The organism is Dongia sp. agr-C8, from assembly GCF_054658695.1.
On the sequence record NZ_BAAGHZ010000002.1, the window covers coordinates 1,372,519 to 1,384,326 of the forward strand.

The following is an 11,808-nucleotide window of genomic DNA, read 5'->3' on the forward strand; positions in this document are numbered from 1 at the left end:
GACGGAGGCGTGGGAACGCCTCCGTCCAGGTCTTGCGGGGTAGTTTACAGCAATCCAGCATCTTTCGTTTTGGCATCGATCATGGCCGCCACCGCGTCCATGCACTTCTTGGCGTCGCCGCCATAGTCCTGACCGGTCAGCAGCTTGCCGAGTTCGGTCGGGATCTCGTTGTTGGAATAGCCGGCCCAGAGCGGCATGTCCGGCTCCGAGGCCATTACGTTGTCGATGGTCCAGAGCACCGTCTCGAGGTGGCGGGTGGTGCCCGGCATGACCTTTGCCTTCGCCTTCACGCGCTCGTCGGCGAAGGACGAGATACGCATCGGCGCGAAGCCGCCGGCCAGCGTGCACTGGGTCATGATCTCCTTGCAGCAGGCCCACTGCATGAAGATCCAGGCCGCTTCCTGGTTCTTCGAATACTGCGAGAGGCCCATGATCGAGCCGCCCTGATGGCCGAGGTTCGGGATCTCGCCGAAGCCCACCTGGGAGGTGGGGCGCAGGCCCGCTTCGGACTGCAGCGGCTTGGCCGGCTGCCACAGGCCCTTCACCTTGCTGTCGTCGGCGTCGAGACCCGGGAAGAACTCGTCCCAGCTCTGCACCAGCGCGCACTGGCCCGCCGCCATCATCTGGAACTGGCCGTCCCAGGTGGAGGTGGTCGAGGCCGCCGGTGCGTTCTTCAGCAGATTCTGGTACCACTGCAGGCCCTTGATGCCGGCTTCGTCGTTGCCGGTGAAGTGCTTGTCCGCACCGAAGATGCCGCCGCCATGGCCCCAGACCGCCTGGGTCCAGTCGCATTCCAGCGAGTAGTGGCCGGACTTCGCCTGGAGGCCGGTGCCGAACATGTTGTTGGCCTTCTCGGCCTGGGTGATCGCCTCGACCGCCGCGGTGAACTCGGCGTAGTTGGTCGGCACCTTGATCCCGTGCTTCTCCAGGATGTCCTGGCGGTACATCAGGATGAAGATCGGGATGTCGAAGGGCACGCCGACCATCTTGCCGTCGTACTTGGCAAGGCCTTCGACCAGCGGCTTGGAGAAGTCGTCCCAGTCGAAGCCCGGCATCGCGAGGTCCGGCTTGTCCTTGGTGTATTGCACCGGGTCGATGCAATCCTGGGAGAACGTCGCGACCCAGGACTGGTCGAGATAGTAGAGATCATAGGTGCCGAGCTGGCCCTGGACGTCCTGCGTCGCCTTGGCGAGCACCTGCTCCAGCGGCACGATCTCGACCTCGACGTTGATGCCGGTCAGCGCGGTGAACTGGTCCTTGATCTGGTTGAGAACGACGGTCGGCGGCGTCGCTTCCGAGGTGTAGCGGACGGTGGCGCCCTTGTACTTGCCGCCCACTTCCTTCAGGAACTTCACCTGGTCTTCCGGCAGCGCGATATCCGCGGCAAAGGCGGGCTTGCCGAGGCTGCGGCGGAACGGATTGCCGAGCAGGCCGGTGGCGAAGCCGGAGAAGCCGATGCCGGCGATCCCCATCCGGCGCAGGAACTCGCGCTTGGAGATCCGGCGGTCGCCGAATGCCTTCGCGCTGTCGACGATATAGGTCTGTTTGTCAAAGCCCTTGAAACTCATGACGTCTCCTCCTGTTTCGCGCCTCACTGCGCTTTGTTGTTACCCCAAGAAATCTTCCCGACCCCGGGACTAGTCCTTCAGAGACCCAAGGGTCAGGCCGCGTACCAATTGCTTTTGCACCAGCAGAATGAAGATGAAGCTCGGCACGATGGCCGACGTGCCCAGCGCCGAGATGAAGCCCCACTCCGATCCGGTCGAGGTGACGAAGGTCGATATCTTCACCGGCAGGGTGCGGATCGTGTTGGTCAGGAACAGCGAGAGCAGGAACTCGGTCCATGAGAAGATGAAGCAGAGCACCGCCGTCGCGGCGACGCCGCCGGTCACCAGCGGCAGGATCACCTTGCGGAAAATCTGGAAGCGCGTGGCACCGTCCAGCATCGCCGCCTCGTCGACCTCGACCGGCACGTCGTCGAAGAAGGATTTCATCAGCAACACGGCGACCGGCAGGTTGATCAGCGTATGGATGAAGATCAGCCCGGTGATGGTGTCGCGCAGGCCCACATAATGGAACATGAAGACGATCGGCACGATGATCGCGATCGGCGGCATGAAGCGTTGCGACAGGATCCAGTTGAGATAAGCCTGGCGGCCGCGGAACTGGATGCGCGACAGGGCATAGGCCGCGATCACGCCGAGGAACACGGTGAGCGCCGTCGACCCTACCGCGATCAGGATCGAGTCCAGAATGGTCTGGCGGGAATCGTAGGTACTGCCGCCGCCGACGCCGAAAGTGCTGCCGGATTCGATTGCGAGCTCCGCCCGCGACTTGCCGAACAGGACCACCTGGTAGTTCACCAGGGTCGGCTCGAAGTCGAAGAACACGACCTTGTCCTTGTTGAAGATCGCGTTGATCGGCTTGATCGAGGTGAGTCCCCACCAGAAGATCGGGAACATGAAGACCGCGACGACCAGGACGGCCGTGACGTCGCGCAGGATCCTGGTGAAGCGGGTGCCCTGCATCAGAACTTCACCTTGAAGATCTTGATGAAGATGCTCGAGGTCACCACCACCAGGATCAAGGTGAAGAGCGCGATGGTCGAGGCATAGGGGAAGTCGGCGTTCTTGAAATAGATGGTGCCGGCATAGGCCGTCAGCGTCTCGGTCGCGGTCCCGGGCCCGCCCTCGGTCATCACCTTTACATAGTCGTAGATGCGGAACAGATCGACGCCGCGGATCAGAACCGCGATGGCGATGATCTTCGAGAGCATCGGCAGAGTGAGCTTGAAGAAGGCCTGGAACGGCGTCGCGCCGTCGATCGCCGCCGCCTCGTAGGGGTCCTTCGGCAAGGCGCGCAGGCCCGCCATCATGATCAGTACCATGAAGGGCGTCCATTGCCAGATGTCGGTGATCAGGATGCCGATCAGCGCGGTGCCGGAATTGGCCAGGATGGGTGCTGAAGGGTCGAGAATGCCGAGCGCGTAGAGGCCGCGGCTGAACACGCCGAAGGAGCCGTCCATCATCAGCAGGAACATCATGCCGGTGACGGCCGGGGGCACCACCAGCGGCAGGGTCATCAGCGCCCGCAACACGCCGTAGCCTCGGCGATCGGTGTCCAGCAGCAGCGCGATCAGCAGCCCCAGCGCCAGCTCGATGACGATGGCGACGATGGTATAGACATAGGTATGGCCGATCGCGCCCCACATCCGGTCGTCGGTCAGGATCTTCAGCCAGTTGTAATCCGGATCGAAGACACTGATGCGGGTCGCCGGGTTGCGCTTGTGCAGCGACAGCCACAGCGCGTAGAGCAGCGGGTAGACGCCGAAGATCAGCAGCACGGCGGTGATCGGCGCCAGCCAGGGAAAGGGATGTTCCGACGTCAGGAAGCGCGGCAAGCCGAAGCCGCGCGCCGGTCTTATGGCGACCGCGGCCTGGCTCATGCCACAGCTCCGCAAAATCGATTCATCATTCCTCCCGCTCTTTTTTTGCCCCAAGCTCTTGTTGGCCCGGTTCAGGCAGTTTCAATCAGTCTTTGGCTTCGACCAGCGCCCGCGCCGTCGGCTCGTCGGTCACCAGGATCGTCGCGTATTCGCCGCGCAGCACCGACCGGATCGCCTGGACCTTCTCGACGCCGCCGGCAACGCAGATACGTTCCGGTATCTCGGCGATCTCGTCCAGGGTCAATCCGATCATCTGCTCGTCGAGCGCGCCCAGCACCGTGTTGCCGTCGGCATCTAGGAAGCGTCCCGACATGACGGCGATGGCCCCACGCTTCACATACGGTTTGATCTTCTCCGGCGTCATGTAGCCGCTGCGCAAGGCGGTGCTGGCGTCGCTCAGGTTGGCAACGCCGAATAGCACTTTGGTACAAGAGCGGATCAACTTGAACTGCTCGACCAGCGAGGATTCCTGCATGAACAGCTTCTTCACATCGGGTCGCGAGACGATGCCCGGCGCGTGCAGGTTCACGCATCGGCCGCCGATCCGATAGGCAATGTTGGTGGTGCAGAGTTCGGGTGAGAATTCCTTGGTGCCGATGGCGCTGCCTGCGATCTGCACCACGGTGACGCCCGGCATCTTCGCGGAGGCGAGCTCGGCCGAGAGCGAGAGCACGGTGCGGCCCCAGGAGACGCCGAGCACGTCATTGGGCTCGAGAATATCGAGCAGCAGGCGCGCGCCCGCCCGGCCGATCCGTTCATAGACCGGCAGATCGTCATGACCCTCGGGGATGACGACGCAGCTCTTCAGCCCGTAGCGGCGGGAAAGCTCGCGGGCGATCTGGACCGATTGCAGATGCTCGGAGGCAACGGCAATGGTGACGATGTTCCGGTCGCGCGCTTCCTGCAGGAAGTTCACCACCGAAGCCCGCGATACACCCAGCCGTTCCGCCACCTCTTCCTGCGTCATGCGCTCCTCGTAATAGAGCCAGGCCGCCCAGACGATCGGATCGCCGGCGAACTCCGCGGGCGTGGAAAGCTCGCTCCGCTTCACGCGGGGCTGCGCCATCCGTCGCTCCTGAACGCGCGCCATTCCGACCACTCGCTCGTTGTTCATAGTAAACGACACTCTTCATTGACAATTGTCAAGCGATCTCGAAGAATGTCACTCCGAAGTGGCAAATGTCGCAGCGCAGCAAATCAGCTTGCGCCGCAGCATTTTGGAGCGAGACGACATGGGACGCTGGACCACACTGATCGACGAGATGGTCGAGGGCCGCTGGATCAATCCGGAGACCGGGAAGCCCGGCACCGTGCCTTATGAGAAGGTGGTGATCGACGATCATCTGGAGGGGCGCGAAGCCGATCTCGTCACGAAGCTCGGCTTCAAGGGCCGCATCGCCGTGGTCTGCGACGAGAACACCCACGATGTGATGGGCGCGCGTGTCGCGCGGGCGCTGAAGGCCGCGCATAATTCCGGCGTCACCTCGGTCGAGACCATTGTGCTCGACCATCCGCATGCGGACGAGGAGAATCTGGCGCTGCTGCGAGAGAAGACGCGGCATGTGGATTTCCTGGTCGCGGTCGGCTCGGGCACGATCAATGACTTGTGCAAATACGTGACCGCCACCGACGGCAGGGCCTATTGCGTCTTCGGCACTGCGCCGTCGATGAACGGCTATACCTCGACCACGGCCTCGATCACCGAATCCAACGGACTGAAGGTCTCGCGGCCAGCCCATGCGCCGAAGGGCGTGTTCATCGATCTTGCCGTGAACGCGGCGGCGCCGACCTATCTGATTGCTTCCGGCTTCGGCGATTGCCTGGTGCGCTCGGCGGCGCAGTTCGACTGGTGGCTGTCGCACCGGCTCTTGAACACTTTCTACACCGAGCTGCCTTTCGACCTGGAGATCGCCGACGAGCGCGAAATGATGGCCCGCGCCCCCGGCCTCGCCAAGGGCGATATCGAGGCGGTCGGCTATCTGCACCGGGTGCTGACGCTTTGCGGATTCGGGGTGTCGTTCACCGGCATGAGCAACCATGGCTCCATGGGCGAGCACCAGATCTCGCACTACATCGACTGCTTCGCCGGCGAAAAGCATCCGGGCACCCTGCACGGCCAGCAGGTCGGCGTCGCCACCCTGACCATGGCGCGGCTGCAGCGGCAGATCCTCGACGACAAGAACCCGCCGAAGATCGGTCCCACCAGGATCGACGAGGCGGACATGGCGCGCCGGGTCGGGCCGGAGATCGCCAAGGTCTGCGTCTCCGAGATGAAGCAGAAGGCGTTCGACGCCGCTGGGGCCGAGGCGCTCAACGCCAAGCTCGAAGAGATCTGGCCGACGCTCCGCGCCGAGCTCGAGGCCTTCACGGTGCCGGTCGATGTGATGGTCAAGGCGCTGAAGGATTCCGGCGGGCCGACCACGGCCAGGGAACTCGGCCTCGACGTCGATTTCTACCGCGAGGCCGTGATCCACGCCCGGGAGATCCGAAAGCGCTACTCGGCGCTCGATATCGCTGCGGATGCCGGCTACCTGAGGGACTTCGCCCAGAACGAGGGCTGAACTCCTCGCCCTTTCTCGATTGGAAGCTTCCAACCTGTATGAAACCAACACACAGGCCGGCTCGCCCCTGGCGAAATCCCCTTCCATTTCTGCGTATCTTTGCTATTGCTGTATACAGCAAACCAATTCTTGGGGGACGCGCCATTGGCCGGGGACACTGCCACCCTGACCCGCGCTGGTAAGACCGCGGGACACCGCCGCAACCCGCGCTACGATATCCTGTTCGAGCCGGTGAAGATCGGGCCGGTGACGGCGCCGAACCGCTTCTACCAGGTGCCGCATGCGAGCGGCATGACCAATGCCCTGCCCCGGGTCCGCGCCAAGTTTCGCGAGATCAAGGCCGAAGGCGGCTGGGGCGTGGTGTGCACCGGCGCCTGCTCGATCCACCCGACCTCGGATGACTCGCCGCTGCCTTTCGCGCGACTCTGGGACAAGGCCGACATCCAGTCGCATGCCTTGATGACCGAGGCAGTGCACCGGCACGGCAGCCTGGCCGGCGTCGAGCTCTGGCACGGCGGCGCTTCGACCTTCAATCGCAGCAGCCGCCTGGCGCCGCTCTCGCCGTCTGGGACTCCGTGGATGGCGACCCACGTCGGCTTCATGTCGAACCTGCGGCCCAAGGTGATGGACCGCAGCGACATTCTCGATCTGCTGCGCTGGCAGGCCGAAGGCGCGAAGAAGGCCCGCAGCGCCGGCTTCGACATCGTCTATGTCTATGCCGGCATGGGCTACCTGCCCTACGAATTCCTGCTGCCGGAATACAACCACCGGACCGATGAATATGGCGGCAGCGTCGCCAACCGCGTGCGGCTGGTGCAGCAGATGATCGAGGTGACCAAGGAAGCGGTCGGCGATACCTGCGGCGTGGCGTTGCGGATCAGCCTCGAGGAGCTGCGGGCCAAGAAGAGCCCGCATGCGGAGTCCGAGGCGCATGAAGTGATCGAGCGGTTGAAGGACCTGCCCGATCTCTTCGACGTGAAGATGGATTCCAGCCCGACCGATTGCTCGGCCTCGCGCTTCTCGGCAGAAGGCAGCCACGAGCCGGTGATCGACTTCGTGAAGAAGGTGACCACCAAGCCGGTGGTCGGGGTCGGCCGCTTCACCTCGCCGGACAGCATGGTGTCGCAATTGAAGCGCGGCGTGCTCGACCTGATCGGCGGCGCGCGGCCCTCGATCGCCGATCCCTTCCTGCCGAAGAAGATCGACGAGGGCCGCGAGGACGAGATCCGCGAATGCATCGGCTGCAACATCTGCATCTCGAGCTGGCATGACAGCGTGCCGGTGCGCTGCACCCAGAACCCCACGATCGGCGAGGAATGGCGCCGCGGCTGGCATCCGGAGCGGATGCAGCCGAAGAAATCCGACGACAAGATCCTGGTGGTCGGCGGCGGTCCGGCCGGTCTGGAATGCGCGCTCTCGCTGGCGCGCCGTGGCTATGCCGTGACCCTGGCGGACAAGGGCCGCGCCTTTGGCGGACGGCTGAACTTCGAGACCAGTTTGCCGGGCCTCTCCGCATGGCGCCGCGTCCTCGACTATCGCCTCGGCCGCCTGCAGACCATGACGAGCGTCGACCTCTTCCTGGAGAGCGATCTCACCGCCGACGATATCCTGGAGTTCGGCTGCCAGCATGTGGTGGTCGCCACCGGATCGCGCTGGACCAATGAGATCTACACGTCGATGGAAGTGCCGGTCGGGCGGATCGACGGGGCGAACGTCTTCACCCCGAGCGATCTGGCGGAAGGCCGCATACCGCAGGGGCCGACCTTGGTGTTCGACTTCGACAACTACTATATGGGCGGGGTGGTCGCGGAATTCCTGGCCGAAGCCGGTAACGCGGTCTCCTACGTGACGCCAGCAGGGCATGCCTCGGCCTGGACCATCATGACCAACGAGTTGCCGCGGGTGCATCAGGCGCTGAGCCGCCGCGGCATTGAGGTCACAACCCTGAACCGCGTCACCGCTTTCGACGGCGACACGGCGACGCTCGCCCAGCTCTTCACCGGCGAGGAACGGAAGATCGCCTGCCGCAACCTGGTGATCGTCGGTTTGCGCCGGCCCGAGGACGCGCTCTATCACGCGCTGATCGAACGCGATCTCGCCGGGGCCGGCATCAAATCGGTGAACCGTGTCGGCGACGCCCTGGCGCCGGGCGCGATCGTGCACGCGGTGCATGCGGGGCACCGCTATGCCCGGGAGCTGGATGAGCCGGTCTCCGAGGAGCCTTACAAGCTCGACGGGCCGATCGTGCTGCCCTAGGCAATGCGCCGGCACCGGCCGGCGACGGGCATGCCCGTCGCCGAATTCTCCGATTATGGCCATCCCAAGGAAGTCTTGGGACCGAAACAAACCATATGGCATCATGGCAAGTCGCTTGCCGCTCTGCGTGGAAGGGCCTATGCCTCGCCTGACCGGATGCCTCGCCTCAGCCCTCGGGCTGGTCCTGCTCGCCGTCTCGGCATCGGACCGGACTGCCCAGGCCGCATCCGCCCAGATCGCCGACCTGAAATACGAGGTCTATGTCGGCGGCCTCCACATCTATTCGCTCGACGTCGAGATGGTGCTGCAATCCGGTCGCTACCGGCTTTCCGCGCGCGGCGGGACCCAGGGCATGGTCGGGATGGTCTATACCTGGGACACGAACCTGGTGGCGGACGGTCTTGATCAGGATGGTCGGGTCGAGGCGCTGCGCTTCCATTCGCAGACCCAGTGGCAGAGCCGTCGGCGCACGGTCGAGCTCGGCTTCGGGGCGGACGGCCGCTATGCGCTCCGGCAGGATCCGCCGCCGGAGCCCGACCCCGACATCGAAGGTGGGCTGCCGCAGGCACTGCCGGCCGGAATTGTCGATCCGCTGAGCTTTGCCATCTCGGCCGCGCGCCTGCTCGCGAAGACCGGGCGCTGTGACCAGACGGTGCCGGTCTTCGATGGGCAGCGCCGCTTCAATGTGATCGTGACGCAGCTCGGGGCGGCCACGCTGCAGCCGAATCGCTATTCGATCTATCAGGGGCCCGCCATGCGTTGCGGCCTCGGCATCGAGCGCATCTCCGGCTTTCGCAAGAGCCTCAGGGCCAAGCGCGAGCAGGAGGAGCGATCGACGCCGCCGACCATCTGGGTCGCCCAGGTCCGGCCGGAGCTGCCGCCGATCCCCGTCCGCTACGACGGCGAGATCGCGCTCGGCAAGATCGTGGTCCACCTGACCGACGCCCGCTTCCGCAGCGGTTCCAACTAGCGCCGCCTGCCGTTCTTCGTCATCATCCGGCGAGTTCGTTCCGCGGAGGATGCCTTGAGATGACGCCGAAGCCCGCCATCACGGAAGCCACGCCGGTGACCGACGAGGTCCTGAACCTGATCGCGCATCTGCCGACCCGGAGCGTCCCGGCAATCGTGGCCGACGGCTTCCTGAACAAGCTCGGCGATAACGACTTCATGCGGATCGGCGTGCTGCTGGCGCAGAAGGGCTATGACGAGGGCGGCTGCCCGATCGGTGCGGTGATCATCGACAACGCGACCCGGCGGATCGTCGGCAAAGGCCACAACACCCTGGTCCAGGAAAGCCATCCTTACAATCACGGCGAGACCTCCGCGATCCGCGACGCCGGGCGCCAGGATTTCAGCCGGACGACCCTGTTCACCACCTTGAGCCCCTGCGACGTCTGCGCGACCTTGCTCTACATGCGGCAGTTCAGCCGTGTGGTGGTCGGCGATGTGACCAATGCCTCCGGCAACGAAGGCATGCTGCGCGAGAAGGGCCTCAAGGTCGATATCCTGGAAGACCAGGAGGGAATCGCGCTCTATCGGAAATACCGCGCCGAGAAGCCGGAGCTCGACATCGAGGACTGGAAAGGCGTCGCCGCGGTCCGCAACCGTTAGAATCCTGGGGCGCTAGCCGCGCAGCCAGGCCGGCGGCTGGTCGTCGGTCCGGCCGCTGCAGGCCGCATCGATGCAGGCTTCGAGGCTGGCAAAATGCATCTCGCGGCGGGTGATACCGGGCCCGTAGTGGGCAAACTTCGCGGAATTGGTCATCAGCCGGCGCGTCTCGCGCGGCAGCATCGGCTCGAAGATCATGCACCAGCAGGTGTCGCTGATGATGTTGGCGCCGAATCCCTTCAGCGCCTCGACCAGGCCGGCCTGGTCCGCCGCCCGGTAGATATCGCGCCCGCAGGTGATGACGAGATCGACACCGGCAGCCTTGCTCTTGCCGCGACAGAGTTCGGCCGCCCGGCCGAGCTCGTCGAGCGAGAAATGCGGATTGCCCAGCGACACCAGCTCGACCGCGGGGTCGGTCGCGGTGTTGAGCTCGCGCCAGCTTCGCAGCAGATCCCCGCGGGTCAGCACGATGCGGCGTTCCGGTGCCCTGTCGCCGAGCGCCTGCGCCACGGTCTTCGCCTCCGGCGTCACGCCGGCGATGTGGAACATCGGCGCGCCGGCGGTGGTGGCGAAGGCGGCGCTGAACGCTTTGAGGTCGTCGCGGCTGGGCGGCCTATCGGCCAGGCCGGTGACCACGGGAATGTCGGATCCGGCGAGCAGGCCCACATGATAGCCGAGCAGCGGATAGAAGGAATCATCGGTGATCCCGAGATCCGGCACGTCGATCCGCAGCGTCGCCTGCCGTCCGGCCTCCGTATGGCTGGCCATGCGTGGGGCGCGGCCGGTCAAGGCGACGCAGATGTCGAGGTAGTCCGGGTATTTCATGGTCCGTGCGCCCAGCACGCTGTTGGCATAGGCGACGGCATTGGACTCCCCCCAGGCGATCTGCTGGCCGAATCGCGGCGCGCCTTCGAGCAGATAGGGCGCGCAGGTGAAGCTCGGGCGGACGCCCATCCCGGTGTAGGCCGCGATCACACGCTTCGAGATTTCGCCGAAGGACGCCTCGATGCCTTTTCCGCGCCGGACCAAGGTGTCGACCGACGTGGCGTTGGTCGTGGCCGGTATCTTCACCTTGCCGCCCCAGGCGCAGATCTGCTCGGCGAAAGCGAGGCCCGCGGGACCGGTGTAGAAGCAGCAGTCGATATGTCCCTGGTCGACGTCGATCAGCTCGGTGACGCCCTGGACCTCGGCGAATCGCCCGATGATTCGCATCGCGACCTGGCGCGCCTTGCCCTCCTCGCCCGCCAGCATCGCCCGGTCGGCGGCGGAGAGATTGACGCGCACCGGTGGCGTCGGGACGACCTGCTCGGCATCGGCGCGGCCGAAGCAGATCCGGCCGTTGTCGACCGTGAGAGCTTTCTGCGCGGCCAGACGCGCGAAGCTCTCGGGGTCGAGGGCGGCGATCGGGATGGTCTTGCCGAAGATCTCGCCGGCGATCATGGCGCCGAGGGTGAGGATCGCCTCGTCTTCGGCAAAGACCAGGGCAGCCGGCGCCTTGCCGCTGTGGATCAGCTCGAGCAGGCCGCAGCTGCCGGAACAGGAACCACGCGCGCCGGGCAGGACGAAGACTTTGCCGGTGACGATCTCGCCGCAGAGGGGGTGATGCCGGTCGATGATCGCGCCGGTCTCCGTGTCGATGCCCATCCAGAAGCTCAAGGGCACGTCGGAATAGAGGACGTCGCCGGAGGCAAAGCCCGGCACCAGACAGCGGCCGATCACTTCGTTCATGGAGCGAAGAGTGGCTGATCACGCGCGCAAAAGCAAAACGCCCCGGCATTTCAGCACGGGGCGTTTTGCTTGGGGGTTTGGATTTGGTTGCGGGAGCAGGATTTGAACCTGCGACCTTCAGGTTATGAGCCTGACGAGCTACCGGGCTGCTCCATCCCGCGGTACCAGCGAGCCGGTGTGGCATTGTTGTGTCGGATGCTTATTGCATAG

At 64.8% G+C, this 11,808-nt stretch carries 9 protein-coding genes and 1 tRNA gene; 4 read left to right on the forward strand and 6 right to left on the reverse strand.

From position 1 onward, the window contains the following. Positions 1 to 44 precede the first annotated feature (44 nt). The 4 genes from ACYQ4T_RS14070 to ACYQ4T_RS14085 all read right to left on the reverse strand — a co-directional run bounded on the left by ACYQ4T_RS14070 (position 45) and on the right by ACYQ4T_RS14085 (position 4,511). Entirely contained in the window at positions 45 to 1,568 is a 1,524-nt protein-coding gene (locus ACYQ4T_RS14070; protein WP_459855126.1) for an ABC transporter substrate-binding protein, read from the reverse strand. Positions 1,569 to 1,637: 69 nt separating this feature from the next. Continuing rightward, positions 1,638 to 2,528, reverse strand: coding sequence for a carbohydrate ABC transporter permease (locus tag ACYQ4T_RS14075; protein WP_459855128.1), 891 nt, complete (start codon positions 2,526 to 2,528; stop codon positions 1,638 to 1,640). Further along, positions 2,528 to 3,445 (reverse strand): carbohydrate ABC transporter permease, encoded by a 918-nt coding sequence (locus tag ACYQ4T_RS14080; RefSeq protein ID WP_459855130.1) that lies wholly within the window; start codon positions 3,443 to 3,445, stop codon positions 2,528 to 2,530. Before ACYQ4T_RS14080 ends, ACYQ4T_RS14075 begins: the two co-directional genes overlap by 1 nt. A gap of 85 nt (positions 3,446 to 3,530) precedes the next feature. Further along, positions 3,531 to 4,511 carry a sugar-binding transcriptional regulator gene (locus ACYQ4T_RS14085; protein ID WP_459855133.1) on the reverse strand — a complete coding sequence of 327 codons (981 nt, stop codon included), beginning with the start codon at positions 4,509 to 4,511 and terminating at the stop codon, positions 3,531 to 3,533. A gap of 166 nt (positions 4,512 to 4,677) precedes the next feature. Here ACYQ4T_RS14085 and ACYQ4T_RS14090 point away from each other — a divergent pair, with 166 nt between their 5' ends. From ACYQ4T_RS14090 to ACYQ4T_RS14105, 4 genes are all read left to right on the forward strand, one after another. Next, entirely contained in the window at positions 4,678 to 6,006 is a 1,329-nt protein-coding gene (locus ACYQ4T_RS14090; protein WP_459855135.1) for a sn-glycerol-1-phosphate dehydrogenase, read from the forward strand. A gap of 144 nt (positions 6,007 to 6,150) precedes the next feature. Beyond that, complete coding sequence (locus tag ACYQ4T_RS14095) at positions 6,151 to 8,262, forward strand: oxidoreductase (RefSeq protein ID WP_459855138.1); 2,112 nt, start codon at positions 6,151 to 6,153, stop codon at positions 8,260 to 8,262. Positions 8,263 to 8,401: 139 nt separating this feature from the next. Continuing rightward, complete coding sequence (locus ACYQ4T_RS14100; protein WP_459855140.1) at positions 8,402 to 9,232, forward strand: DUF3108 domain-containing protein; 831 nt, start codon at positions 8,402 to 8,404, stop codon at positions 9,230 to 9,232. 59 nt (positions 9,233 to 9,291) lie between these two features. Next, a complete protein-coding gene (locus ACYQ4T_RS14105; protein ID WP_459855142.1) occupies positions 9,292 to 9,873 on the forward strand; it encodes a nucleoside deaminase in 582 nt (193 codons plus the stop codon). Between the two features lie 12 nt (positions 9,874 to 9,885). Here ACYQ4T_RS14105 and lhpI read toward each other — a convergent pair whose 3' ends face one another. Continuing rightward, entirely contained in the window at positions 9,886 to 11,598 is a 1,713-nt protein-coding gene (gene lhpI, locus ACYQ4T_RS14110) for a cis-3-hydroxy-L-proline dehydratase (protein ID WP_459855144.1), read from the reverse strand. 84 nt (positions 11,599 to 11,682) lie between these two features. Continuing rightward, positions 11,683 to 11,759: transfer RNA gene (locus ACYQ4T_RS14115), tRNA-Met, on the reverse strand. Positions 11,760 to 11,808 lie beyond the last annotated feature (49 nt).

Excerpts from the sequence above, each read along its gene's own strand:
- ACYQ4T_RS14075 (WP_459855128.1), bottom strand. The coding sequence starts at position 2,528 with ATGCAGGGCACCCGCTTCACCAGGATCCTGCGCGACGTCACGGCCGTC.
- lhpI (WP_459855144.1), bottom strand. The coding sequence starts at position 11,598 with ATGAACGAAGTGATCGGCCGCTGTCTGGTGCCGGGCTTTGCCTCCGGC.
- ACYQ4T_RS14085 (WP_459855133.1), bottom strand. The coding sequence starts at position 4,511 with ATGGCGCAGCCCCGCGTGAAGCGGAGCGAGCTTTCCACGCCCGCGGAG.
- ACYQ4T_RS14070 (WP_459855126.1), bottom strand. The coding sequence starts at position 1,568 with ATGAGTTTCAAGGGCTTTGACAAACAGACCTATATCGTCGACAGCGCG.
- ACYQ4T_RS14105 (WP_459855142.1), top strand. The coding sequence starts at position 9,292 with ATGACGCCGAAGCCCGCCATCACGGAAGCCACGCCGGTGACCGACGAG.
- ACYQ4T_RS14100 (WP_459855140.1), top strand. The coding sequence starts at position 8,402 with ATGCCTCGCCTGACCGGATGCCTCGCCTCAGCCCTCGGGCTGGTCCTG.
- ACYQ4T_RS14090 (WP_459855135.1), top strand. The coding sequence starts at position 4,678 with ATGGGACGCTGGACCACACTGATCGACGAGATGGTCGAGGGCCGCTGG.
- ACYQ4T_RS14080 (WP_459855130.1), bottom strand. The coding sequence starts at position 3,445 with ATGAGCCAGGCCGCGGTCGCCATAAGACCGGCGCGCGGCTTCGGCTTG.